At 66.3% G+C, this 23,987-nt stretch carries 30 protein-coding genes and 1 tRNA gene; 28 read left to right on the top strand and 3 right to left on the bottom strand.

Annotated elements, in window-relative coordinates; genetic code table 11:
• Position 1: 1 nt before the first annotated feature.
• A complete protein-coding gene (gene queA / locus VFE82_RS01135) occupies positions 2 to 1,033 on the bottom strand; it encodes a tRNA preQ1(34) S-adenosylmethionine ribosyltransferase-isomerase QueA (RefSeq protein ID WP_324998389.1) in 1,032 nt (343 codons plus the stop codon).
• Between the two features lie 54 nt (positions 1,034 to 1,087).
• On the opposite strand from queA, the gene recG reads away from it, so the two are divergent.
• The 5 genes from recG to ubiA all read left to right on the top strand — a co-directional run bounded on the left by recG (position 1,088) and on the right by ubiA (position 6,560).
• Entirely contained in the window at positions 1,088 to 3,154 is a 2,067-nt protein-coding gene (gene recG / locus VFE82_RS01130; RefSeq protein ID WP_414708706.1) for an ATP-dependent DNA helicase RecG, read from the top strand.
• Between the two features lie 3 nt (positions 3,155 to 3,157).
• Positions 3,158 to 4,111, top strand: coding sequence for a LysR substrate-binding domain-containing protein (locus tag VFE82_RS01125; protein ID WP_324998387.1), 954 nt, complete (start codon positions 3,158 to 3,160; stop codon positions 4,109 to 4,111).
• A 46-nt stretch (positions 4,112 to 4,157) separates the two neighbouring features.
• Entirely contained in the window at positions 4,158 to 5,084 is a 927-nt protein-coding gene (locus tag VFE82_RS01120; protein ID WP_324998386.1) for a Dyp-type peroxidase, read from the top strand.
• Positions 5,085 to 5,179: 95 nt separating this feature from the next.
• A complete protein-coding gene (locus VFE82_RS01115; RefSeq protein WP_324998385.1) occupies positions 5,180 to 5,668 on the top strand; it encodes a Dps family protein in 489 nt (162 codons plus the stop codon).
• A 25-nt stretch (positions 5,669 to 5,693) separates the two neighbouring features.
• Entirely contained in the window at positions 5,694 to 6,560 is an 867-nt protein-coding gene (ubiA, locus tag VFE82_RS01110) for a 4-hydroxybenzoate octaprenyltransferase (protein ID WP_324998384.1), read from the top strand.
• Here the strand turns inward: ubiA and proC are convergent, their stop codons facing one another.
• Complete coding sequence (gene proC, locus VFE82_RS01105; RefSeq protein WP_324998383.1) at positions 6,561 to 7,397, bottom strand: pyrroline-5-carboxylate reductase; 837 nt, start codon at positions 7,395 to 7,397, stop codon at positions 6,561 to 6,563.
• A 49-nt stretch (positions 7,398 to 7,446) separates the two neighbouring features.
• On the opposite strand from proC, the gene VFE82_RS01100 reads away from it, so the two are divergent.
• From VFE82_RS01100 to VFE82_RS01005, 20 genes are all read left to right on the top strand, one after another.
• The gene (locus tag VFE82_RS01100) at positions 7,447 to 9,018 is read left to right on the top strand and encodes a glycerol-3-phosphate dehydrogenase/oxidase (RefSeq protein ID WP_324998382.1); all 1,572 of its coding nucleotides are present in this window, start codon (positions 7,447 to 7,449) and stop codon (positions 9,016 to 9,018) included.
• 179 nt (positions 9,019 to 9,197) lie between these two features.
• On the top strand, positions 9,198 to 9,566 hold the full coding sequence (gene rplN / locus VFE82_RS01095; protein ID WP_013902964.1) for a 50S ribosomal protein L14: 369 nt from the start codon (positions 9,198 to 9,200) through the stop codon (positions 9,564 to 9,566).
• 10 nt (positions 9,567 to 9,576) lie between these two features.
• A complete protein-coding gene (rplX, locus tag VFE82_RS01090; RefSeq protein WP_324998381.1) occupies positions 9,577 to 9,894 on the top strand; it encodes a 50S ribosomal protein L24 in 318 nt (105 codons plus the stop codon).
• A gap of 2 nt (positions 9,895 to 9,896) precedes the next feature.
• Positions 9,897 to 10,436 carry a 50S ribosomal protein L5 gene (rplE, locus tag VFE82_RS01085; protein ID WP_324998380.1) on the top strand — a complete coding sequence of 180 codons (540 nt, stop codon included), beginning with the start codon at positions 9,897 to 9,899 and terminating at the stop codon, positions 10,434 to 10,436.
• 9 nt (positions 10,437 to 10,445) lie between these two features.
• On the top strand, positions 10,446 to 10,751 hold the full coding sequence (rpsN, locus tag VFE82_RS01080; protein WP_013902961.1) for a 30S ribosomal protein S14: 306 nt from the start codon (positions 10,446 to 10,448) through the stop codon (positions 10,749 to 10,751).
• Between the two features lie 18 nt (positions 10,752 to 10,769).
• Entirely contained in the window at positions 10,770 to 11,165 is a 396-nt protein-coding gene (gene rpsH / locus VFE82_RS01075) for a 30S ribosomal protein S8 (RefSeq protein WP_324998379.1), read from the top strand.
• Positions 11,166 to 11,181: 16 nt separating this feature from the next.
• Complete coding sequence (gene rplF, locus VFE82_RS01070; RefSeq protein ID WP_324998378.1) at positions 11,182 to 11,715, top strand: 50S ribosomal protein L6; 534 nt, start codon at positions 11,182 to 11,184, stop codon at positions 11,713 to 11,715.
• Positions 11,716 to 11,726: 11 nt separating this feature from the next.
• Complete coding sequence (gene rplR / locus VFE82_RS01065; RefSeq protein WP_324998377.1) at positions 11,727 to 12,092, top strand: 50S ribosomal protein L18; 366 nt, start codon at positions 11,727 to 11,729, stop codon at positions 12,090 to 12,092.
• A gap of 18 nt (positions 12,093 to 12,110) precedes the next feature.
• Positions 12,111 to 12,632, top strand: coding sequence for a 30S ribosomal protein S5 (gene rpsE, locus VFE82_RS01060; RefSeq protein ID WP_324998376.1), 522 nt, complete (start codon positions 12,111 to 12,113; stop codon positions 12,630 to 12,632).
• Positions 12,633 to 12,646: 14 nt separating this feature from the next.
• The gene (rpmD, locus tag VFE82_RS01055) at positions 12,647 to 12,829 is read left to right on the top strand and encodes a 50S ribosomal protein L30 (protein ID WP_006297873.1); all 183 of its coding nucleotides are present in this window, start codon (positions 12,647 to 12,649) and stop codon (positions 12,827 to 12,829) included.
• A 1-nt stretch (position 12,830) separates the two neighbouring features.
• Positions 12,831 to 13,262 carry a 50S ribosomal protein L15 gene (rplO, locus tag VFE82_RS01050; protein ID WP_324998374.1) on the top strand — a complete coding sequence of 144 codons (432 nt, stop codon included), beginning with the start codon at positions 12,831 to 12,833 and terminating at the stop codon, positions 13,260 to 13,262.
• Between the two features lie 30 nt (positions 13,263 to 13,292).
• Positions 13,293 to 14,612, top strand: coding sequence for a preprotein translocase subunit SecY (gene secY / locus VFE82_RS01045; RefSeq protein WP_324998373.1), 1,320 nt, complete (start codon positions 13,293 to 13,295; stop codon positions 14,610 to 14,612).
• Positions 14,613 to 14,617: 5 nt separating this feature from the next.
• On the top strand, positions 14,618 to 14,836 hold the full coding sequence (gene infA / locus VFE82_RS01040) for a translation initiation factor IF-1 (RefSeq protein ID WP_007869286.1): 219 nt from the start codon (positions 14,618 to 14,620) through the stop codon (positions 14,834 to 14,836).
• Positions 14,837 to 14,863: 27 nt separating this feature from the next.
• On the top strand, positions 14,864 to 14,977 hold the full coding sequence (rpmJ, locus tag VFE82_RS01035; RefSeq protein ID WP_011481465.1) for a 50S ribosomal protein L36: 114 nt from the start codon (positions 14,864 to 14,866) through the stop codon (positions 14,975 to 14,977).
• A 22-nt stretch (positions 14,978 to 14,999) separates the two neighbouring features.
• Positions 15,000 to 15,365, top strand: coding sequence for a 30S ribosomal protein S13 (gene rpsM / locus VFE82_RS01030; RefSeq protein ID WP_187075649.1), 366 nt, complete (start codon positions 15,000 to 15,002; stop codon positions 15,363 to 15,365).
• An 18-nt stretch (positions 15,366 to 15,383) separates the two neighbouring features.
• Positions 15,384 to 15,788, top strand: a complete 405-nt coding sequence (gene rpsK, locus VFE82_RS01025) for a 30S ribosomal protein S11 (protein ID WP_324998372.1) — start codon at positions 15,384 to 15,386, stop codon at positions 15,786 to 15,788.
• Between the two features lie 125 nt (positions 15,789 to 15,913).
• On the top strand, positions 15,914 to 16,537 hold the full coding sequence (gene rpsD, locus VFE82_RS01020) for a 30S ribosomal protein S4 (protein ID WP_324998371.1): 624 nt from the start codon (positions 15,914 to 15,916) through the stop codon (positions 16,535 to 16,537).
• Between the two features lie 129 nt (positions 16,538 to 16,666).
• Entirely contained in the window at positions 16,667 to 17,656 is a 990-nt protein-coding gene (locus VFE82_RS01015) for a DNA-directed RNA polymerase subunit alpha (protein ID WP_157401077.1), read from the top strand.
• Positions 17,657 to 17,719: 63 nt separating this feature from the next.
• Complete coding sequence (gene rplQ, locus VFE82_RS01010; RefSeq protein ID WP_324998370.1) at positions 17,720 to 18,124, top strand: 50S ribosomal protein L17; 405 nt, start codon at positions 17,720 to 17,722, stop codon at positions 18,122 to 18,124.
• Positions 18,125 to 18,145: 21 nt separating this feature from the next.
• Positions 18,146 to 18,222: transfer RNA gene (locus VFE82_RS01005), tRNA-Met, on the top strand.
• Between the two features lie 973 nt (positions 18,223 to 19,195).
• Here VFE82_RS01005 and VFE82_RS01000 read toward each other — a convergent pair.
• Positions 19,196 to 20,119, bottom strand: coding sequence for a hypothetical protein (locus VFE82_RS01000; protein WP_324998369.1), 924 nt, complete (start codon positions 20,117 to 20,119; stop codon positions 19,196 to 19,198).
• Positions 20,120 to 21,049: 930 nt separating this feature from the next.
• Here VFE82_RS01000 and VFE82_RS00995 point away from each other — a divergent pair.
• From VFE82_RS00995 to VFE82_RS00985, 3 genes are all read left to right on the top strand, one after another.
• Positions 21,050 to 22,093, top strand: a complete 1,044-nt coding sequence (locus tag VFE82_RS00995; RefSeq protein ID WP_324998368.1) for a hypothetical protein — start codon at positions 21,050 to 21,052, stop codon at positions 22,091 to 22,093.
• A 153-nt stretch (positions 22,094 to 22,246) separates the two neighbouring features.
• Complete coding sequence (locus VFE82_RS00990; RefSeq protein ID WP_324998367.1) at positions 22,247 to 22,822, top strand: hypothetical protein; 576 nt, start codon at positions 22,247 to 22,249, stop codon at positions 22,820 to 22,822.
• Between the two features lie 73 nt (positions 22,823 to 22,895).
• A complete protein-coding gene (locus VFE82_RS00985; RefSeq protein ID WP_324998366.1) occupies positions 22,896 to 23,897 on the top strand; it encodes a DUF5655 domain-containing protein in 1,002 nt (333 codons plus the stop codon).
• Positions 23,898 to 23,987 lie beyond the last annotated feature (90 nt).

The following is a 23,987-nucleotide window of genomic DNA, read 5'->3' as shown; positions in this document are numbered from 1 at the left end:
GTCAGGGGCGGCGGCGCTCGAGCAGCATCGAGTCGCCGTAACTGAAGAAGCGGTACTGCTGGGCCACGGCATGGCGGTACAGCGCCATCACGTGGTCGTGGCCCGCAAAGGCGCTGACCAGCATCATCAGCGTCGACTTGGGCAGGTGGAAGTTGGTCACCAGGAGATCCACCACCCGGAAGGCGAAGCCCGGCGTGATGAAGATGCTGGTGTCGCCGCGGGCCTGGCCGGTCGAGGCCCAGGATTCCAGCGTGCGGACGGTCGTGGTGCCGACCGCGACGATGCGGCCGCCGCGCTCGCGGGCGCGGGCGATCGCCTCCTGCGTCGCGGCCGGCACGTCGTACCACTCGCTGTGCATGCGGTGCTCGGCGATGTTCTCGACCTTGACCGGCTGGAAGGTCCCGGCGCCCACGTGCAGCGTGAGGCCGGCGCGCTCGACGCCACGCGCGGCCAGCGCGTCGAGCACCTGCGCGTCGAAATGCAGCGCGGCGGTCGGGGCAGCCGCCGCGCCGGGGTTCCGCGCGAACACGGTCTGGTAGCGCGCCTCGTCCTGCGCGGTGTCGGCGTGCTCGATGTACGGCGGCAGCGGCACGTGCCCGTGGCGCGCCATCATCGCCAGCGGGTCGTCGCTGAACTGCAGGTGGAACAGCGCGCCGTCGTCGTCGGGCCAGCGGCCCAGCAGCGTGGCCGTGAAGCCGCCCTGCATCGTCAGCACCGTGCCCACCACGGGTTTCTTGCTCACCTTCATGTGGGCCACCACGCGCTGCTGCGGCAGCACGCGTTCCACCAGCAGTTCGAGCCGTCCGCCGGACGGCTTCTCGCCGTACAGGCGCGCCTTCACGACCTGGGTGTCGTTGAACACCAGCAGATCCCCCGGGGCGAGCAGGGCGGGCAGCGCGCGGAAGATGCGGTCGACGGGCGGTGCGGTGCGGCCGTCGAGCAGCCGCGAGGCGCTGCGCTCGGTGGCGGGGTGCTGGGCGATCAGCTCGGGGGGGAGGGCGAAGTCGAAGTCCGCCAGCGTGAAGTCGCGCATCGCTTGAGGGCCGGACGGGCCCGTTCCAAGGTGTTGAAGAGGCAGAATTCTCCCATGCCCGCCGCCAAGGCCTTGTCCGAACCGCAGAAAGCCTTGCTCAAGCTGGGCCTGGCACGCGACATCGACCTGGCGCTGCACCTGCCGCTGCGCTACGAGGACGAGACACGCATCGTGCAGCTGCGCGACGCGCGCGAAGGCGAGGTTGCCCAGATCGAGGGCACGGTCACCGAGTGCCAGATCGCCTTCCGCCCGCGCCGGCAGCTGGTCGTGACCGTGGACGACGGCAGCGACACCTGCGTGCTGCGCTTCTTCAGCTTCTACCCCTCGCAGCAGAAGGCACTGGCGGTCGGCCAGCGCATCCTGGCCCGGGGCGAACTGAAGGGCGGCTTCCTGGGCTGGCAGATGGTGCACCCCACCTGCCGGACCGCCGGCGGCGCATTGCCCGAGGCACTGACGCCCGTGTACCCGACGGTCGCCGGCCTGCCCCAGGCCTACTTGCGCAAGGCCGTGCTCGCCGGGCTCGCGCGGGCCGACCTGGCCGAGACGGTGCCGCCGCAGTTCATGCCGCAGCTCGCGCTGCGCGAGGACTGGACCTTGCGCGAGGCGCTCGATTTCCTGCACCACCCGCGGCCCGACACCTCGATCGCGTCGCTGGAGGACCGCAGCCATCCGGCGTGGCAGCGGCTCAAGGCCGAGGAGCTGCTGGCCCAGCAGTTGTCGCAACTGCAGAGCAAGCGCGAGCGCGACCGCCTGCGCGCCCCGCCCCTGCAGGCACGTCCGGGCGGGCTGCACGAGCAGCTGCTGCAGGTGCTGCCGTTCGCGCTGACGGCGGCGCAGCGCCGCGTCGGCGAGGAGATCGCCGCCGACCTGGCCGCACCCGTGCCGATGCACCGGCTGCTGCAGGGCGATGTCGGCTCCGGCAAGACCGTGGTGGCGGCGCTCGCGGCGTCGATGGCGATCGACGCCGGCTGGCAGTGCGCCCTGATGGCCCCCACCGAGATCCTGGCGGAGCAGCACTTCCACAAGCTGGTCCACTGGCTGGAGCCGCTGCTGGCGCCGGGCGGGCGGGGCGTGGCCTGGCTCACCGGCAGCCAGAAGAAGAAGGAACGCACCGCGATGCTCGAGCGCATCGCCAGCGGCGAGGCCGCGCTCGTGGTGGGCACCCATGCCGTCATCCAGGACCAGGTGCAGTTCGCACGCCTGGGGCTGGCCATCATCGACGAGCAGCACCGGTTCGGCGTGGCGCAGCGGCTCGCGCTGCGGGGCAAGCTGCAGGACGACGGCCGGGAGCCGCATTCGCTGATGATGACCGCCACGCCGATCCCGCGCACGCTGGCCATGAGCTACTACGCCGACCTCGACGTGTCCACCATCGACCAGCTGCCGCCCGGTCGCACGCCGGTGGTCACCAAGGTGATCGCCGACAGCCGCCGCGACGAGGTCGTCGAGCGGATCCGGTCGCAGCTGGCGCAGGGCCGGCAGGTGTACTGGGTCTGCCCGCTGATCGAGGAGAGCGAGGCACTCGACCTGACCAATGCCACGGCCACGCACGAGGAGCTGTCGGCGGCGCTGCCGGGCGTGATGGTGGGCCTGCTGCACTCGCGCATGCCGCCGGCGGAGAAGAAGGCCGTGATGGCGCTGTTCTCCGCCGGCCAGATGGGCGTGCTGGTCTCCACCACGGTGATCGAGGTCGGCGTCGACGTGCCGAACGCCTCGCTGATGGTGATCGAGCACGCCGAGCGGTTCGGCTTGTCGCAGCTGCACCAGCTGCGCGGCCGGGTCGGCCGCGGCGCCGCGGCATCGGCCTGCGTGCTGCTCTATGCGTCCGGCGAGAACGGCCGGTTGGGCGAGACCGCACGCGCGCGCCTCAAGGCCATGGTCGAGACCGCCGACGGCTTCGAGATCGCCCGGCGCGACCTGGAGATCCGCGGGCCGGGCGAGTTCCTGGGCGCGCGCCAGTCCGGCGCGCCGCTGCTGCGCTTTGCGGACCTGGTGACCGACGCCCACCTGCTGGAGGCGGCGCGCGCCGTGGCCCCGCAGATGCTCGATCGGTTTCCGGAAAACGCCCGCCGGCACACGGCCCGCTGGTTGGGTGGAAAATCCGACTACCTCAAGGCCTAGCGCATGACACTGACCGAGCTGAAATACATCGTCGCCGTCGCCCGCGAGAAGCACTTCGGCAAGGCGGCCGAAGCCTGCTTCGTCTCGCAGCCGACGCTGTCCGTGGCGATCAAGAAGCTCGAGGACGAGCTGGAGGTGAAGCTGTTCGAGCGCAGCGCCAACGAGGTGAGCGTCACCCCGCTCGGCGAGGAGATCGTGCGGCAGGCGCAGAGCGTGCTGGAGCAGGCGGCCGCCATCAAGGAGATCGCCAAGCGCGGGAAGGACCCGTTGGCCGGCCCGCTGAAGCTGGGCGTGATCTACACCATCGGCCCGTACCTGCTGCCCGACCTGGTGCGCCAGGCGATCGTGCGCACGCCGCAGATGCCGCTGATGCTGCAGGAGAACTTCACCGTCAAGCTGCTGGAGATGCTGCGCACCGGCGAGATCGACTGCGCGATCATGGCCGAGCCCTTCCCTGATACCGGGCTGGCGCTCGCGCCGCTGTACGACGAGCCGTTCCTGGCCGTGGTCCCCAGCGCGCACCCGTTCGCGCAGCGCAAGACCATCACCGCCCAGGAGCTCAAGAGCGAGACGATGCTGCTCCTGGGCAACGGGCACTGCTTTCGCGACCACGTGCTGGAGGTCTGCCCCGAGTTCGCGCGGTTCTCCAGCGACGCCGAAGGCATCCGCAAGAGCTTCGAGGGCTCGTCGCTGGAGACCATCAAGCACATGGTGGCGGCCGGCATGGGCGTGACCCTGGTGCCGCGCCTGTCGGTGCCCAAGGACGCCCTGGATGCCAAGCCGCGCCGCCGCCGGGAGGACCCGGCCTTCGTGCACTACATCCCCTTCGAGGGCGAGCCGCCGATGCGCCGCGTGGTGCTGGCGTGGCGTCGCAGCTTCACCCGCTACGAGGCCATCGCCGCCCTGCGCAACGCCATCTATGCCTGCGAGCTGCCGGGCGTCAAGCGCCTGTCCTGAGCCGCCCGCAGGGCGTTCCCGACCCCATTCGAATCGAGCCGTTCCCATGTCGTCCCAAGAATCCCTCCACCAGCCAGGCATCCTGGAAGGCGTGCCGGCCGTCGCCCGCTACGTCCTGTTCACCATGGCCGGCGACCAGCAGGCCGCACAGGCCATCCGTGACGCGCTGACGCGGCTGTCGCCGCTGGTCAATGGCCGCGACGTGGTGGTCGGCATCGGTCCTTCGCTGGTCCGGGCGCTGGGCGGCGACATCCCCGGGCTGCACGAGTTCCCGAGCGACTTGTCCGGCCGCGTGAAGGTGCCGTCCACCCCGGGGCAGTTGTGGTGCTGGGTGCGCGGCGACGACCTGGGCGAGCTGCTGCACGTCACGCGCAAGGTGCAGAAGGCGCTGGCGCCGGTGTTCGCGTTGCGCCACGTGGTGGACGCCTTCCGCCACCGGCACGACACCGAGAGCGGGTTCGGCCGCGACCTCACCGGTTTCGAGGACGGCACCGAGAACCCGACCGGGGAGGAAGCCCTGGCGGCCGCCTTCGTCCACGGCCAGGGCCCCGGACTGGATGGCGCCAGCTTCGTCGCCGTGCAGCAGTGGGTGCACGACCTCGACGCGTTCGACGCGATGCCCACGCAGGAGCAGGACCACTGCATCGGGCGGCGGCTGTCGGACAACGAGGAGATCGAGGACGCGCCCGAGTCGGCGCACGTCAAGCGCACGGCGCAGGAGAGCTTCGATCCGCCGGCGTTCCTCCTGCGCCGCTCGATGCCGTGGATGGCCAGCACCCAGGCCGGGCTGATGTTCGTGGCCTTCGGCTGCTCGCACGCTGCCTTCGAAGCGCAGATGCGCCGCATGGCCGGCCTCGACGACGCGATCGTCGATGGCGTGTTCCGCCTGTCCAAGCCTGTCACCGGCGCGTACTTCTGGTGCCCGCCGCTGCGCGGCGGCCAGCTCGACCTGCAGCAGCTGGGCCTGGCCTGAACGCCCGGGCCTATCGGATCCATTGACCGGGGCTGTTGCCCGGCCGCGCTGCCGGTCCCTATAAGGAAGCCTTCCACCCACTTCCAGGAGATCCGATGAGCAACAACGCCCCCGCCATCAACATCGGCATCAGCGACACCGACCGCGCCGCGATCGCGCAGGGCCTGAGCCGCCTGCTCGCCGACACCTACACCCTGTACCTGACCACCCACAACTTCCACTGGAACGTGACGGGCCCGATGTTCAACACGCTGCATGCGATGTTCATGCAGCAGTACACCGACCTGTGGGGCTCGGTCGACCTGGTCGCCGAGCGCATCCGGGCGCTGGGGCACTTCGCCCCCGGCTCCTATGCGGCCTTCGGGAAGCTGGCGTCCGTGTCGGACGCGCCGGCGGAGCCGCCCAAGGCGCTGGAGATGGTGCGGATCCTGGTCAAGGGACACGAAGCTGTCGCCCGCACCGCCCGCGAGCTGGTACCGGTGGCCGACAAGGCCGGCGACGAACCCACGCTCGACCTGCTGACCCAGCGCCTGGACTTCCACGAGAAGACGGCGTGGATGCTGCGCAGCATGCTGGAGGAGTGAGCCCTGCAGGCTCTACCATCGCTGCATGCGATGGCGCGACGGCCGGCTGGCTCTCTATCTCGATCTGATCCGCTGGGACCGGCCAGCCGGCTGGCTGCTGCTGCTCTGGCCCACGCTGGGCGCGTTGTGGATCGCGGCGCACGGCTTTCCGGGCTGGCACCTGCTGGCGGTGTTCACGCTGGGGACCATCCTGATGCGCAGCGCGGGGTGCTGCGTGAACGACGTGGCCGACCGCGACTTCGACCGGCACGTCAAGCGCACGGCACAGCGACCGGTCACGTCGGGCAAGGTGTCGGCGCGGGAGGCGCTCCTGGTCGGGGCGGTGCTGGCGCTGGCGGCGTTCGGCCTGGTGCTGACAACCAACGCGGCCACCATCGCGTGGTCGGTGGCCGCGCTGGGCATCACGCTGCTCTATCCCTTTGCCAAGCGCGTGGTGTCCATGCCGCAGGCCGTGCTGGGCGTGGCGTTCAGCTTCGGCATCCCGATGGCCTTCGCGGCCGTGCAGTCGCGGGTGCCGCCCACGGCCTGGCTGCTGCTGCTGGGCAACCTGTTCTGGGTGCTGGCGTACGACACCGAGTACGCGATGGTCGACCGCGACGACGACCTCAGGATCGGCATCCGGACGTCGGCAATCACCCTCGGCCAGGCCGACGTGCCGGTGGTGATGGCCTGCTACGGCAGCTTCCTGGCGCTGTGGGTGCTGGTGCTTGCGCCGCGTGGCCTGGGCCTGCCGTTCCAGCTCGGCGTCGCGGCCGCCGCGGTGCAGGCCCTGTGGCACTGGCGGCTGATCCGCGACCGCAGCCGCGAGGGCTGCTTCCGTGCCTTCCGGCTGAACCACTGGGTGGGCTTTGCCGTGTTCGCCGGCATCGTGGCCAGCTACGGGCTGCGCTGATCAGCGGCCGAACTCGTCGCCCAGTTCCCGCGCGCGCCGCTCGGCGGCATGCAGCGCCTTGACGAACAGCGCCTTCACATCATCGCCTTCGAGGCTGGTGAGGGCGGCGTAGGTGGTCCCGCCCTTGGAGGTGACGCGCTCGCGCAGCACCTCCGGCGGATCGTCGGAGGCGCGCGCCAGTTCGGCGGCGCCCGCGAACGTTCCGATGGCCAGCTGCAGGGCCTGCCGGGGCGGCAGGCCCATCTCGGCGCCGGCCTGCCGCATCGCCTCGAGGAAGTAGAAGACGTAGGCCGGCCCGGAGCCCGACAGCGCGGTGACGGCATCCAGCTGCTGCTCCTGGTCGACCCACAGGGTCGCGCCGGTGGGGGCGAGGACCTGTTCCACCAGGCCGCGGTCGTCGTCCGTCACGCCGTCGCGCGCGAACAGCGCGGTCATCCCGCGCCCGACCAGTGCCGGCGTGTTGGGCATGCTGCGCACCACGCGCTGGCTGCCCAGCCAGCCCGCGATGGTCTCGGAGCGGATGCCGGCGGCCACGCTCAGGTGCAGTGCCGCCTCGGTGTGCGGCGCCACCGGCCGGGCCGCATCGCGGAACGCCTGCGGCTTGACCGCCCACACCACCAGGCCGGCACGTGCCAGCGCGGGGCCGGCCTCGGACTGGGCGCGCACGCCGTGCTCGCGCAGGAGGCGCTCGCGGGCGTCGGCCCAGGGTTCGACGACCTCGAGCTGGTCGGCCGGCAGGCCTTGCCGCAGCAGGCCGCCCAGGATGGCCGTGGCCATGTTGCCGCCTCCGATGAAGGCGATGGGTCGGGTGGGGGGAGTCGGACCGGCGCTGCGCATGTCGCGCGAGTCTAACGGCGGCTCCTGCTGGGTCGGGGACAATCGGGGGATGCAGAGGACGGAATTGTTGGCACGCCTGGAGCGGCCGCAGACATGGGACGTGGCGGTGGTCGGTGGCGGCGCCACCGGGCTGGGCGTGGCGCTGGACGCCGCGGCGCGCGGGTTTTCGGTGGTGCTGATCGAATCGCACGACTTCGCCGGGGGCACCTCGTCGCGGGCGACCAAGCTGGTGCATGGCGGCGTGCGCTATCTCGCGCAGGGCAACATCGCCCTGGTGCGCGAGGCGCTGCACGAGCGCACGACGCTGCTGAACAACGCACCCCATCTGGCGCAGCCGCTGGCCTTCGTGATGCCGTCGTACAAGCTCTGGGAGACGCCGTTCTACGGCGCCGGACTCAAGCTGTATGACGCGCTGGCCGGGCGCGCCGGCCTGGCCCCCACGCGCTTCCTCAGTCGCGCGCAGACGCTGCAGTCGCTGCCGACGGCGCGGCCGCAGGGGCTCAAGGGCGGGGTCGAATACTGGGATGGCCAGTTCGACGATGCGCGGCTGGCCATGGCGCTGGCGCGCACGGCCCAGCGCCATGGCGCGCTGCTGGTCAACTACTGCGCCGCCACCGGCCTGGTCCACCAGGGCGGGCGGGTCGCCGGCGTGCGCTGCGAGGACCGCGAGACCGGGCGGGCCTTCGAGCTGCGGGCGCGCTGCGTGATCAATGCCGCCGGCGTGTGGGTCGACCGCCTGCGCCAGCAGGATGGCGAGGCGGTCGGCCGCGCGATCCAGCCGATCGTGGCGCCCAGCCAGGGCGTCCACGTCGTGGTCGACCGCGACTTCCTGCCGGGCCGGCACGCCCTGATGGTGCCCAAGACGGCCGACGGCCGCGTCCTGTTCGGCGTCCCCTGGCTGGGCAAGGTGATCCTCGGCACCACCGACACGCCCCGCACCGACCTGCCGCGTGAGCCGCGGCCGTTCGAGGAGGAACTGGACTTCATCCTGCGCGAAGCCGGCCGCTACCTGGTGCGCGCGCCACGGCCGCAGGACATCCGCAGCCTGTGGGTGGGCCTGCGCCCGCTGGTCAAGCCGGCCGACGACGAAGGGGCCAACACCAAGGCGCTCAGCCGCGAGCACACCGTGCTGGTCAGCCGGTCCGGCCTGGTCACCGTGACCGGTGGCAAGTGGACCACCTACCGGGCGATGGCCGAGGACGTGCTGGAGCGCTGCTTCGGCGCCCAGCTGCTGCACCGGGCGCCGGCAGGCGTGACCGCCAGCCTGAAGCTGGTCGGGGCCGAGCCGGCCGTCACGCCGGCCCATCCGATCAGCGAGGCACCGGGCGTGCACCTGTATGGCAGCGAGGCGATCGCGGTGGCCGCGCTGCCCGGCGCCGGCGTCGAACTGGGCGGCGGACTCACCGAGGCGATGGTGCGCTTCGCGGCGCGGCAGGAGTACGCCCGCACGGTCGAAGACGTGCTGGCCCGCCGCTCGCGGCTGCTGTTCCTGGACGCCCGCCTGGCGGCGCGGCTGGCTCCGTCAGTGGCGGCGCTGCTGCGCGAGGAGACGGGCGCCGACCCGCGTGAAGCCGACTTCATCGCCCTGGCCCGCGGTTACCTGCCCGCCGGCCAGGCATGACCGGCCCCCGCCAGGGCGTTTGACAAGTCCTGTGGACAAGGTATGATCGCGGGCTCGCCTATTTTCAGGCGAGGTTCTGCCCATTCGGAAACGCCCGCAAGCGGTTTGCTGGCGTGGACGGCGGGCCCAAGACTGCCCCGATGCCGCTCGGCCTCGGGGACAAGTTGGGAATACACGAAATGATCCAGACTGAATCCCGGCTCGAAGTCGCCGACAACACTGGCGCGAAGTCCGTTCTTTGCATCAAGGTGCTCGGTGGCTCCAAGCGTCGCTACGCCAGCGTGGGCGACATCATCAAGGTGAGCATCAAGGAAGCCGCTCCGCGTGGCCGCGTCAAGAAGGGCGAGGTCTACAGCGCCGTGGTGGTGCGCACCGCCAAGGGCATCCGTCGCGGCGACGGCTCCCTGGTCAAGTTCGACGGCAACGCCGCCGTCCTGCTCAACAACAAGCTGGAGCCGATCGGCACCCGCATCTTCGGCCCGGTGACGCGCGAGCTGCGCACCGAGAAGTTCATGAAGATCGTGTCGCTGGCCCCGGAAGTCCTGTAAGGGGAACGCAATGAACAAGATTCGCAAAGGCGACGAGGTCATCGTCCTCGCGGGCCGTGACAAGGGCAAGCGCGGCAAGGTCGTGCTGCGCAAGGACGACGAGAAGGTCGTGGTCGAGGGCATCAACCTGGTGAAGAAGCACACCAAGCCCAACCCCATGAAGGGCACCACCGGCGGCATCGTGGAGAAGGCCATGCCGATCCACCAGTCGAACGTGGCGATCTTCAATCCCGCCACCGGCAAGGCCGACCGCGTGGGCATCAAGGTTCAGGGCGACAAGCGCGTGCGCGTCTTCAAGTCCAGCGGCGAAGAGATCAAGGTGGCATGACCATGGCACGACTGCAACAGCATTACCGCGAGAAGGTGGTCCCCGAGCTGACCGCCAAGTTCGGCTACAAGTCGCCGATGGAAGTCCCGCGCCTGACCAAGATCACCCTGAACATGGGCGTGAGCGAGGCCGTGGCCGACAAGAAGGTCATGGACAACGCCGTCGGCGACCTGACCAAGATCGCCGGCCAGAAGCCCGTGGTCACCAAGGCCAAGAAGGCCATCGCCGGCTTCAAGATCCGCGAAGGCCAGGCGATCGGCTGCATGGTCACGCTGCGTGGCGTCAAGATGTACGAGTTCCTGGACCGCTTCGTCACGGTGGCCCTGCCCCGCGTGCGCGACTTCCGCGGCATCTCGGGCCGTGCCTTCGACGGCCGCGGCAACTACAACATCGGGGTCAAGGAACAGATCATCTTCCCCGAGATCGAGTACGACAAGGTCGATGCCCTGCGCGGCCTGAACATCAGCATCACGACCACGGCCAAGACCGACGACGAGTGCAAGGCGCTGCTCGCGGGCTTCCGTTTCCCGTTCAAGAACTGAAGGTGCATCGTGGCTAAAACAGCTCTGATCCAACGCGAACTCAAGCGCGACAAACTGGTCGCCCAGTACGCCAAGAAACACGCGGAACTGAAGGCGATCGCCGGCGATGCCAAGAAGAGCGACGAGGAGCGCGCTGCCGCCCGCCTCGCCCTGCAGAAACTGCCGCGCAACGCCAACCCGACCCGCCAGCGCAACCGCTGCGAGATCACCGGCCGTCCGCGTGGCACCTTCCGCCAGTTCGGCCTGGCCCGCAACAAGATCCGCGAGATGGCCTTCACCGGCGACATCCCGGGCGTGATCAAGGCCAGCTGGTAAGCGGCAGGAGAGACAGACATGAGCATGAGTGATCCCATCGCCGACCTGCTGACCCGCATCCGCAATGCGCAGATGGTGGCCAAGCCGACGGTGAGCGTCCCCGCCTCCAACCTCAAGGTCGCGATCGCCCAGGTCCTGAAGGACGAGGGCTACATCGACGGCTTCGCGGTGAAGAAGGACGGCAACAAGAGCGAGCTCGAGATCTCGCTGAAGTACTACGCCGGCCGCCCCGTGATCGAGCGCATCGAGCGCGTGAGCCGCCCCGGCCTGCGCGTCTACAAGGGCGCCACCGCCATTCCGCAGGTCCAGAACGGCCTGGGCGTGGCCATCGTCACCACCCCCAAGGGCGTGATGACCGACCGCAAGGCCCGCGCCAGCGGCGTCGGCGGCGAAGTGCTGTGCTACGTGGCCTAAAGGGAAGGAACGACAAATGTCCCGAGTAGGAAAAATGCCGGTCGCCGTCCCGCAAGGCGTGGACGTGCAGATCAAGGAAGACCAGATCAGCGTCAAGGGCGCCGGCGGCACGCTGTCGCTGGCCCAGAACGCTCTGGTGAAGGTGTCCAGCAAGGACGGCAAGCTGTCGTTCGAGCCGGCCGACGAGTCGCGTGAAGCCAACGCGATGAGCGGCACGATGCGCCAGCTGGTCAACAACATGGTCGTCGGCGTGACCAAGGGCTTCGAGAAGAAGCTGACCCTCGTCGGCGTGGGCTACAAGGCCACGGCGCAGGGTGCCAAGCTGAACCTGTCGGTGGGCTTCTCGCACGCCGTCAACAAGGACATGCCGGCTGGCATCACCGTCGCGACCCCGGCCCCGACCGAGATCGTGATCAAGGGTGCCGACCGCCAGCGCGTCGGCCAGGTGGCCGCCGAGATCCGTGCGATCCGTCCGCCCGAGCCCTACAAGGGCAAGGGCATCCGCTACGCGGACGAGAAGATCACGATCAAAGAAACGAAGAAGAAGTAAGGAGCAGGACGATGTTGACCAAGAAAGAGCAGCGTCTTCGCCGGGCCCGCCAGACCCGCATCCGGATCGCCACCCAGGGCACCGCGCGTCTGACCGTGAACCGCACCAACCTGCACATCTACGCTTCCGTGATCTCCGGCGACGGCAGCAAGGTGCTGGCCTCCGCCTCCACGGCCCAGACCGACCTGCGCAAGTCGCTCGGCGGCTCGGGCAAGGGCGGCAACGTCGCCGCTGCGCAGCAGGTGGGCAAGCTGATCGCCGAGCGCGCCAAGGCCGCCGGCGTCGAGAAGGTCGCGTTCGACCGCGCCGGCTTCGCCTACCACGGCCGCGTCAAGGCGCTGGCCGATGCCGCCCGTGAAGCGGGCCTGCAGTTCTAACGGACACGGATACTCAACATGGCAAAGATTCAAGCGAACCGGCAGGCTGAAGGCCCGGAAGACGGCCTGCGCGAGAAGATGATCGCGGTCAACCGCGTCACCAAGGTGGTCAAGGGCGGCCGGATCCTCGGCTTCGCAGCGCTGACCGTGGTCGGCGACGGCGACGGCCGCGTCGGCATGGGCAAGGGCAAGTCCAAGGAAGTGCCCGCCGCCGTGCAGAAGGCGATGGAAGAAGCCCGTCGCAACATGACCAAGGTGTCCCTCAAGAACGGCACGCTGCACCACAACGTGGTCGGCCGCCATGGCGCTGCGCACGTGATGATGGCTCCCGCCCCCAAGGGCACGGGCATCATCGCCGGCGGCCCGATGCGCGCCGTGTTCGAAGTGATGGGCATCACCGACATCGTGGCCAAGAGCCACGGTTCGACCAACCCCTACAACATGGTCCGCGCCACGTTCGACGCGCTGAAGAACTCCACCACTCCCTCGGAAGTGGCGGCCAAGCGCGGCAAGTCGGTCGAAGACCTGTTCACCGCCTGATCGGAGTCCACGACATGGCCACCCAACAAACCGTCAAGGTGCAGCTGGTGCGCAGCCCCATCGGCACCAAGGAATCGCATCGCGCCACCGTGCGCGGCCTGGGCCTGCGCAAGCTGAACTCGGTCTCCGAGCTGCAGGACACGCCCGCCGTGCGCGGAATGATCAACAAGATCAGCTACCTGGTGAAGGTGCTCTGACATGGAACTCAATACCATCAAGTCCGCCGAGGGCGCGCGCAAGCCGCGCCGCCGCGTCGGCCGTGGCATCGGCTCCGGCCTGGGCAAGACCGCCGGCCGCGGCCACAAGGGCCAGAAGTCGCGTTCGGGCGGCTACCACAAGGTCGGCTTCGAAGGCGGCCAGATGCCGCTGCAGCGCCGCCTGCCCAAGCGCGGCTTCAAGTCGCAGAACCTGAAGTTCAACGGCGAGGTCAGCCTGGCCGCGCTGGAAAAGCTGGGTGCCGCCGAAGTCGACCTGCTGACCCTCAAGCAGGCCGGCCTGGTGGCCGAGATCGTCAAGAACGTGAAGGTCATCAAGTCGGGCGAGCTCAAGCGCGCCGTCAAGCTGACCGGCATCGGCGCGACCGCCGGCGCCAAGGCTGCGATCGAAGCGGCCGGCGGCAGCCTGGCCTGAGCCCGCGCACGCAGGTGACGAAGGAAACAAGTGGCCACTAACGCAGCCCAACTCGCGAAGACCGGCAAGTTCGGCGACCTGCGTCGCCGGCTGGTGTTCCTGTTGCTCGCGCTGGTGGTCTACCGCATCGGCGCGCACATCCCGGTGCCCGGCATCGACCCTGGCCAGCTCCAGCAGCTGTTCAAGGGCCAGCAGGGCGGCATCCTGAGCCTGTTCAACATGTTCTCGGGCGGCGCGCTGTCCCGGTTCACGGTGTTCGCGCTGGGGATCATGCCGTACATCTCGGCCTCGATCATCATGCAGCTGCTCACCTACGTCGTCCCGACGTTCGAGCAGATGAAGAAGGAAGGCGAGGCCGGCCGCCGCAAGATCACGCAGTACACCCGCTACGGCACGCTGGGCCTGGCGCTGTTCCAGTCGCTCAGCATCGCGCTGGCGCTGGAGGCGTCGCCCGGTCTCGTGATCGCCCCGGGCTTCGGCTTCCGCATGACGGCGGTGGTCAGCCTGACGGCCGGCACGATGTTCCTGATGTGGCTGGGCGAGCAGATCACCGAGCGTGGCCTTGGAAACGGGATTTCGATCCTGATCTTCGCAGGGATCGCCGCGGGGCTGCCCAACGCGATCGGCGGGCTGCTGGAGCTGGTGCGCACGGGTGCGATGAACATCCTGGTGGCCATCTTCATCGTGGTGCTGGTGGCGCTGGTGACCTACCTGGTCGTGTTCATCGAGCGCGGCCAGCGCAAGATCCTCGTCAACTACGCGCGGCGCCAGGTCGGCAACAAGGTCTACGGCGGACAGTCGTCGCACCTGCCCCTGAAGCTGAACATGGCCGGCGTGATCCCGCCGATCTTCGCGTCGTCGATCATCCTGCTGCCGGCGACGGTGGTGAGCTGGTTCTCGACGGGCGAGTCGATGCGGTGGCTGCGCGACGTGGCGGGGATGCTCAAGCCTGGCGAGCCGATCTACACCCTGCTGTACGCGGGCGCGATCGTGTTCTTCTGCTTCTTCTACACGGCCCTGGTCTTCAACAGCCGGGAGACCGCGGACAACCTGAAGAAGAGCGGTGCGTTCATCCCGGGGATCCGCCCGGGTGACCAGACGGCCCGCTACATCGACAAGATCCTGCTGCGGCTGACGCTGGCTGGCGCGGTGTACATCACCTTCGTCTGCCTGCTGCCGGAGTTCCTGATCCTGAAGTACAACGTGCCGTTCTATTTCGGCGGCACCTCGCTGTTGATCATCGTGGTGGTCACGATGGACTTCATGGCCCAGGTCCAGAACTACCTGATGAGCCAGCAGTACGAGTCACTGTTGAAGAAAGCGAACTTCAAGACGTCACTCGGCGGCTGAAGGAAATGTCGAAAGACGATGTGATCCAGATGCAGGGCGAGGTGGTGGAAAACCTTCCCAATGCAACCTTCAGGGTGAAGCTGGAAAACGGGCACGTGGTGCTCGGTCACATCTCGGGAAAGATGCGGATGCACTACATCCGCATCCTCCCTGGTGACAAGGTCACCGTGGAACTGACGCCCTACGACTTGTCGCGGGCACGGATCGTGTTCAGAGCCAAGTAGGGCTAGGAAGATTTAGGAGAAAGACACATGAGAGTTTCGGCTTCCGTCAAGAAGATCTGCCGCAACTGCAAGATCATCCGCCGCAAGGGCGTCGTTCGCGTGATCTGCACGGATCCGCGTCACAAGCAGCGCCAGGGCTGAGCACAGGTTTAGAGGACAAGACATGGCACGTATCGCCGGTATCAACATTCCGCCGCACCAGCACGCCGAGATCGGACTCACGGCCATCTTCGGCATCGGCCGCACGCGCGCTCGCAAGATCTGCGAAGCCACGGGCATCCCGTACTCGAAGAAGGTCAAGGACCTGTCGGACGCCGATCTCGAGAAGATCCGCGACCAGATCGCCCAGTTCACGATCGAGGGCGACCTGCGCCGCGAAACCACGATGAACATCAAGCGCCTGATGGACATCGGGTGCTACCGGGGCTTCCGCCACCGCCGCGGCCTGCCGATGCGTGGCCAGCGCACCCGCACCAACGCGCGCACCCGCAAGGGCCCGCGCAAGGCTGCCCAGGCGCTCAAGAAATAATCGGGAAAGAGATTCGACATGGCAAAAGCTCCCGCCAACAACGCCGCCCAGCGCGTGCGCAAGAAGGTTCGCAAGAACGTCTCCGACGGCGTCTGCCACGTGCATGCGTCCTTCAACAACACGATCATCACGATCACCGACCGCCAGGGCAACGCACTGAGCTGGGCCTCCTCCGGTGGCCAGGGCTTCAAGGGTTCGCGCAAGTCCACCCCCTTCGCGGCCCAGGTCGCCTCGGAAGTGGCCGGCCGCGCCGCGATCGAGCAGGGCATCAAGAACCTCGACGTCGAGATCAAGGGCCCCGGTCCGGGTCGCGAGTCGTCGGTGCGTGCGCTGGCCGCGCTGGGCATCCGCATCACGTCGATCTCCGACGTGACCCCGGTGCCGCACAACGGCTGCCGTCCGCAGAAGCGCCGTCGCATCTGATCGCGTTGCGATCGGGCCCGACGCTCCAGATTTCCGTTTTTCAACCAAGCCCACCGCCACCGGCAATCGTCCGGTGGCTCCCGCGGTGAACCGGCCGCGGCAGACGAAGCAAAAGGACACCACCAGTGGCACGCTATCTCGGCCCCAAGGCCAAGCTCTCCCGCCGTGAAGGCACCGACCTGTTCCTGAAGAGCGCCCGCCGCTCGATCAGCGACAAGGCCAAGTTCGATTCCAAGCCCGGCCAGCATGGCCGCACCTCGGGCCAGCGCACCTCCGATTTCGGCCTGCAGCTGCGCGAGAAGCAGAAGGTCAAGCGCATGTACGGCGTGCTGGAAAAGCAGTTCCGCCGCTACTTCGAGGAAGCCTCCCGCCGCAAGGGCAACTCCGGCGCGAACCTGCTGTTCCTGCTCGAGTCCCGCCTGGACAACGTCGTCTACCGCATGGGCTTCGGCTCGACCCGTGCCGAAGCGCGCCAGCTGGTCAGCCACAAGGCGATCACGGTGAACGGCCAGCCGGTGAACATCCCGTCTTACCTGGTCAAGACCGGCGACGTGATCGCCGTGCGCGAGAAGTCCAAGAAGCAGAATCGCGTCGTCGAAGCGCTGCAACTGGCCCAGCAGGTCGGCATTCCGGCGTGGGTCGAGGTCAACGCCGACAAGGCCGAAGGCACCTTCAAGAAGGTCCCGGACCGCGACGAGTTCGGCGCCGACATCAACGAGTCGCTGATCGTCGAACTGTATTCGCGCTAAGCGGCGCGGCCCCGCGCAGCGGCGCGGGGCGAGAGAGTTATCGTTCCCCCTGCCACGGGGCACCGTGGCGTGGGGACTTCACCAGCCTTACCGGTGTAACGAGCCGGGGGTATTGAGAGGAAGTCCTGCATGCAAACCAACCTGCTGAAACCCAAAGCCATCAACGTGGAACAGCTTGGCACCAACCGTGCCAAGGTGACGCTCGAGCCGTTCGAGCGGGGCTACGGCCACACGCTGGGCAACGCCCTGCGCCGTGTCCTGCTGTCCTCGATGGTCGGGTATGCGGCAACGGAAGTCACCATCGCCGGTGTGCTTCACGAATACTCGTCGATCGACGGCGTCCAGGAAGACGTGGTCAGCATCCTGCTGAACCTCAAGGGCGTCGTGTTCAAGCTGCACAACCGCGACGAGGTCACCCTGTCGCTGCGCAAGGATGGAGAAGGCGTCGTCACGGCGGCCGACATCCAGACCCCGCACGACGTCGAGATCATCAATCCCGACCATGTCATCGCCCACCTGTCGCAAGGCGGCAAGATCGACATGCAGATCAAGGTCGAGAAGGGCCGCGGCTACGTGCCGGGCACGATGCGCCGCTACGCCGACGAGCCGACCAAGTCGATCGGCCGGATCGTGCTGGACGCCTCGTTCTCGCCGGTCAAGCGCGTGAGCTACACGGTCGAGAGCGCCCGCGTGGAGCAGCGCACCGACCTGGACAAGCTGGTGGTCGAGATCGAAACCAACGGCGCCATCACGGCGGAAGACGCGGTGCGCGCCTCCGCCAAGATCCTGGTGGAACAGCTGGCCGTGTTCGCGCAGCTGGAGGGCAGCGAACTCGCCGCCTTCGACCAGCCGGTGCAGCGCAGCTCGCAGCAGTTCGACCCGATCCTGCTGCGTCCGGTCGACGAGCTCGAGCTCACCGTGCGCTCGGCCAACTGCCTGAAGGCCGAGAACATCTACTACATCGGCGACCTGATCCAGCGCACCGAGAACGAGCTGCTCAAGACCCCGAACCTGGGTCGCAAGTCGCTCAACGAGATCAAGGAAGTCCTGGCTTCCCGCGGTCTCACGCTGGGCATGAAGCTGGAAAGCTGGCCCCCCGCCGGCCTCGACAAGCGTTAATCAACCTGTGCACCGGGCAGTACCTGACACGGCTGCCCGACTGAAATAAGGAAAGGAAAGCACATGCGTCACGGACACGGCCTCCGTAAACTGAATCGCACCAGCGAGCACCGCCTCGCCATGCTGCGCAACATGATGAATTCGCTGCTGCAGCACGAGGTGATCAAGACCACCGTGCCGAAGGCGAAGGAACTGCGTCGCGTCGTCGAGCCGATGATCACGCTCGGCAAGGAGCCGACGCTCGCCAACAAGCGCCTGGCGTTCGACCGCCTGCGCGACCGCGACATGGTCACCAAGCTGTTCAACGAACTGGGCCCGCGCTACAAGGCGCGCCCGGGCGGCTACACCCGCATCTTGAAGATGGGTTTCCGCGTCGGCGACAACGCACCCATGGCGCTCGTCGAACTGGTCGACCGTCCTGAAGTTGAAGAAACTGCAGCGGCCGGCTCGGAAAGCGCCGCGAGTTAATCTATAATCTCACCTCTCTGACGCGCGGTGGAGCAGCCTGGTAGCTCGTTGGGCTCATAACCCAAAGGTCGCAAGTTCAAATCTTGCCCGCGCAACCAAATTTCAGAACGCCCACTTCGGTGGGCGTTTTGCTTGGTGCCGCTGAATCGAGCGTCCATCGCACTTTCGCCCATGCCACGCGCGCGCAGGGGCGCCCTGACCCGAAGGCGGCGCAGCCATCCAAACGGGCCTGGCACGCGTCGCATCGCATCGACCGGCTCGCCTCCTCGTTCTTCCTGCACCGACGACTGAACTGCGCCGAGCGAGTTGAGGCGGCGTCGTCCTGAACCGTGTTGGCGCCGTGATCGCTGATCCATGAGTGCTCAGTGCGCGGCACGGCGCCGCTGCGCGAAGCCGCTGTCCCGGAGAGGCTGGGGCCACGCGCGTGTTCGGCACGACGCGCCGGTTCGCAGACCCGGTCTCTCGCGTGTGGAACGGACGGTGAGCTTCTGTTCAGACTGGTTCATCGCCGCGCACGCGCGGACCGCGCGACGCGGGCTGGATACCGACGCGCGCCACGCGTGCAGAGCCGGGATGCACGCGCCTTCGTGATTCGAACGGCGGGGTGGTTCGCCCAGCGCGACGGTCGGCTCGAGGAGCTTGGGCCCGTCCGCGGTGGGGTGCGCGCAACAGGACGATTTCCGCTGCATTTGCAGCGCTGCTGCACTGCCGTTCGTCACCGGGCCGCAGCGCTGCGGCACGTGGTCGAGAACGCAAGAGAGCGCTCACCGAGAGCCCTGGGCGAACCTGGCAGGAAGGGGGACCGAGGAGGCCGGCCCGGCAGGCGCTCTGGCGGCGAGCGCACGGCGGACCATCGGACGGAAAAGGTGGCGCGGCTGGCGGGGCCAAGAAATTGGCCGCGGATGTTCGTGGATTGGCGTCTCCGTTCTGACGGCGCGAACGAAACCCCCCTGGAAACCCCTCGAAGGGTGAGAGAAAGACCCGATCGCGCGTCCGCCACGTTGGTCAGCTGGTCTCCGGCGCTCCGAAGCGCCCGGTTCCGGGCACGGAGCAGACCTCTGGCCACTAGCCCTACTTGCGCCTGATTTCGAACATCGGTCGGCCGAGACCTAGTGCGGCGAACCCGATGCGCAGGTGCTCTGCCACCTGATTCGGCATCGACGGATGGGACATCGCTAGGTACTCGTGGCCGGCGAATTCGAGCAGCCTGCCTGGATAGGCTTGCGCGTTCTTCTTCACTCCGACCTTCCTGGTTTGCGGCTTCGCGAGCGGAGCCATATGGCGCCATGCTTCGCCCCCCCAAGAGATCACACTTGTTCGCTCGAACTTCGGCGCCAGGATCCTAAGCACCTCCTGCAGCCCTTCGACACATTGCCCATACGACAGGAGGCCATCCTTGATCGCGCCGATCTTGGTGTTGCCCGGCGCGCGGAAATCTGGAAAGAGGTTGATGAAGAAGACGGTGGGGTTGTTCTTCGTCGAGTTGAAGAACGCCTCCGGACAGGGCCCCTGGTACTTTGGAGTCCAGTGAAGGCCTTGATCCAGCATCGGCGACTCCGGATCCTTTCCGGCTCCTAACGGATACCAGTCGTGGCCGACAACTACAACCAGTCGGCGATGAGCGGCCGAAGGATCAAAGGTCCGCAACAGGAGGTTGTCTGTCCACGGATTGACCCCCACGCTGAAACCGACACCTTCGCTTTCAGCCGCTGCTACGAGCTGACGCCCCTTTTCGGTAGCAGTCATCCCACCGGCGCGGCACTGTCGCTCAATGTTGACGGACGTCTCATGCAGTGCAAGCAGCTTGTCTGGCGTCGCAGCATGGAAGTCTGTGGTCAGGTGCGACCAGGCGCGCTTCCTGTCCCATCCCCAGTAAGAACGCAGGGCGGGCGTAATCTCTCCACTCGGGAAGAGTGTGCGGTATCCAGCGAGGATCTGCGCGACGTGCGCCCGGTCGTATAGCCGGTGCTTGATGCGTATCGTATCGGTCACCATCGCGACTGTAGCGGGAGCTGCCGACTGCTCGAGCCACAACCTGGCAGCTTGCGGCCGGGAGCAGTCACCAGCGGCAACTCACAAGTGCCTCTCGGCGAGGTTCACCGCTTCCGACTCAACCCACTTCGAATCCGTCTCCGAGCATCAGCACTGGCATGCGGCGTTTTGGGGGGAGGGAAGAGCAAAGCGTGCGCTAGCGCGTGGACGTGGTTGACTGATCGCGCGTAAGCTGCAGTGAGGCCCGCAATGACGAGCGAGACGAGAGTGGGGGCCATCGCATACGAGAGCAGGCTCCCATCTCTGTCCTCAAACCCTTTCTGGAACAGGTAGGCGGAAAGGGCCCACGTTGCGCCCGTGACCCACCACAAGGCGACGACCCGTCTTTGTGAAGCACTGGCGGCGAGGTTCACATAGAACTGCGCTGCTGCACGTTCTGAATCGCTTAGTTCTCCCGATTCCGGCCATCGCATTCTCGCGGCTCCGAGGGCGCCGCCATTCAAATTGGGTAGGCCGAGCGCACTCGGGCGGCTCAAGATCAGGCATAGGGTGGCGATCACACAGATGCCGTAGAAATAGCCGTCGATCGATTGAGCCGCAAACCACCCTAGCGGCTTCACGACCAAATATGTTAGTACCGCCGCGGAAAGCACAACGAGTAGCCAATACGCGAACGCCGTCACGCTAGGCGTCGCCGCCACGAACACGAGTTCAACTGGAAGTGTGCCTTCCGACCACGTCTTGGTCGAACCTCTTCCAGATTCTTGACGAGGGCGTCCTCTGGCTAATGCAAGCTCGGACGTACGCAGTGCGAGAGTTGCAATGACTAGGGGCTCACGGCTCACCCGCGGAGCTTACACGACGGAACGCGGCGACCTGCGACGACGCCCCGTGATGCGGGAGCCGATGTCGAGAGCCACTAAGGAGTGGGCTATGGCAGCACCTGGAGTGTTGATGACCAGTTCCGGTCATCTTGCCGGCATCGGCAACTTTCGCGGGGCGATTCAAACACCTGCGCCAGCCCTCTCCCATTCCTCCCCTCGGATAAATTACCGGTGCCGGCTTCCTCTCAGCGGCGAGCATGGAGTCCAAGCAGTGAACATAGACGAAATCTTCACTTCATACACGGATAAGGTACGCGACGTACAGCGCTTCCGTTGGCTCAGTGAAGGGGCGGCCAAAAATGAGTATCGGGCCTTGTTGGACATGGAAAGTTCTTCGAAGACCCAAGGCCGGGAGCATCGGCCGGTGAGCATGCAAGCGGTGCGGTTTCGTTCGGCGAGAAGCGGGAAGAGCCTTCTGTACGGCTTTCATGAATTAACGACGGCAGACCGAGTCGCGGCCTTGCGGAAACACACAAATCGGCAACGTCAGTGGTTCTTGGTGGAGGTCTACGAGTTTTTCGAAGAGTTCCTCAAGTACGCGTACAGCTTCATGGGCATCCGGGAACCCGCGCGCTGGACATCGAAGGATCGTGACGGTCTTCCTACTGAAGCTACGGCGTCAATGGATTGGCGATGGTTCCTGACGCGAGCAAGGGCGAAGACCGATCTGCCTCAGTCCGTTCTCAAACAGTTTCACAGCGAGTTCCCCCGTTTGAAGGAGGTGGAGTCAAAGAATCAGCTGCGCGTCAATCTGTTCGTTGTCGCGCTTCTGGTTGCTCAAATGCGACATCACATCGTGCATGCCCGCGGCCTGGTAGCGGATGCCGAGGCGTTCGCGAGAAAGGCTCTTAGCAAGTCCGGTTTTTCCGGTGAGACGCTCAACTTGCACACGGAATTCATCAAGAACGAGCTGAGTCTCGACAGTGACGGCGCTATCCTGCTACTCAACGTTCCGGCTACCGGCACGCCGCCTATTCTTCAAGTGACATATGACATGTTCGACAGTCTGGTGGACAAGTTGCTTGCCTACGCTCGCGAGATCTCGATCGAACTAGGCTACATACCACCTGGAGATGTCCCGACCTCTGAGTGATCGGCGCGACCGTCTGGCGGCATGCACGGCCGCATTGGCGCGAGAGCGGAAGACGAACTCCTTTGACCAAGCGCCACGCTGCGCCAGGTCACTTCGGGGTGCTTTCGGCTCAGCAGTTTTCCCCAGAACCGGCCGTCGTGCAAACTGCGGCTCATGAATTCGTTCGAGCAGTTGATAAAAGGCATGCTGGAGGAAGACGGCTATTGGGTCCGGTCCTCGTACAAGGCGGAGCTCACCGCAGCTGAGAAGATGAAGATTGGCCGCCCGACAAGCCCAAGATGGGAGGTTGACCTGCTGGCCTACCGCGGGGACACCAACGAGGTGCTCGTTGTGGAGTGCAAGTCCTACCTCGACTCAGCTGGCGTGAGTTACAAGAGCCTTTGCGAGGATGGCAAAGGAGCTGGCCGCTACAAGCTGTTCACCGAGCCAGGGCTGCGGCAAGTCGTATTCGGCCGCATCAAGCGGCAGCTGGTGGCTGCCGGAGCCGTTCGTCCAGCTGCATCGATCACGCTCTGTCTCGCGGCCGGGAACATACGCTCCGAACGAGATCGCTCGAAGATTGCAGCCGTGTTCAAGAAGCGCGGCTGGATGCTGTTCGATCACTCCTGGATGGTCGATCGGCTTCAGGAAGCGTCCCGGGGAGGCTACGAGGATAACGTGGCCACGGCCGTGGCCAAGCTGCTACTCAAGGATCCTCGCGTGGCAAGCGCGTTGGAGGAGTCGAAGTAGCTCTAACGAGCCGCGGAGATGCCAACCTTACTTTGCAGCCGCACAAAGATGTTTCGAACGAACCGGAGGACTCATGAGCGATCTGCAAATGTTCCGACTCTCTGCCGATGGAGCAATTGAGCTTGCTAGTCGAGCAGCGGCGCTCGAGAAAGACCTTCAATCGCTTATCGAGCGGCAGATGGAAACCTTCCTGGGCGTCAGGTTCTTGGCTAGTGAGTACGCAACTGGCAAGACTCACAAAGGCCGCATCGACTCGCTTGGGTTAGATGAGAACCGCTGCCCGGTGATCATCGAATACAAACGGCACAGCAATGAAAACGTCATCAACCAGGGGCTCTTCTACCTCGACTGGCTGATGGATCACCAGGCTGAGTTCCGCTGGCTCGTGATGGAGAAGCTCGGTAAGGAAGAGGCCGAACGAATTGAGTGGAGTGGCACTCGGCTACTTTGTATCGCCTCAGACTTCACGCGCTACGACGAGCACGCTGTCCAACAGATTCCGCGGAACGTTGAGCTTCTGCGCTACAAATTCTTCGGAGAAGATCTGCTTCTGCTTGAACTAGTGAATGCTCAAAGCGTACCTGATGCGACAGCAGTTCAGCTAGCTAAGCAGGGAACCAGTCCGGAGACGACTCGTGCGAAGGCGCCATATCGGGACAAGACCCCGGCAGAACAACTGGAGCTGGCCACAACGGAAATTCGTGACCTCCACGCACAGCTGACAAGCTTCATCTTATCGCTCGGTGATGACGTGCAAGAGAAGCACCTGAAGCTCTATACAGCCTACCGTCGACTGAAGAATTTCGCCTGCGTAATTCCCACCCCAAGTCGACTGCAATTGATGCTCAAGCTAGACCCGAGCACTGTCGCGCTCGAAGAAGGTTTCAGCCGCGACATGCGTCAGATCGGGCACTGGGGGACTGGCGACCTTGAGCTTCAGCTACGTACGGTGAAAGACTTGGAGCGAGCACGACGCTGCTTGAACGGAGCTATGCCGAGAACTAACTGGGCTGCCGCGGCCAGAGGTACAGCTTCCCAGCATGTGCTCCGGGTGGCGGGGAACAAACACCGTTAGGCGAATCGGGCCTAGCACACTCAGACTGGCAAGAGTCTCGACGTCCCCAATAAAGTACTACGAGATAACGAGGGCGGTGAGCGACCGCAG

Origin of the sequence: Ramlibacter sp. (genome assembly GCF_035655895.1) — a bacterium.
Classification (GTDB): domain Bacteria; phylum Pseudomonadota; class Gammaproteobacteria; order Burkholderiales; family Burkholderiaceae_C; genus Ramlibacter.
The sequence above is the reverse complement of the archived record's forward strand: the minus strand, read 5'-3'. Positions and strand labels throughout refer to the sequence as shown.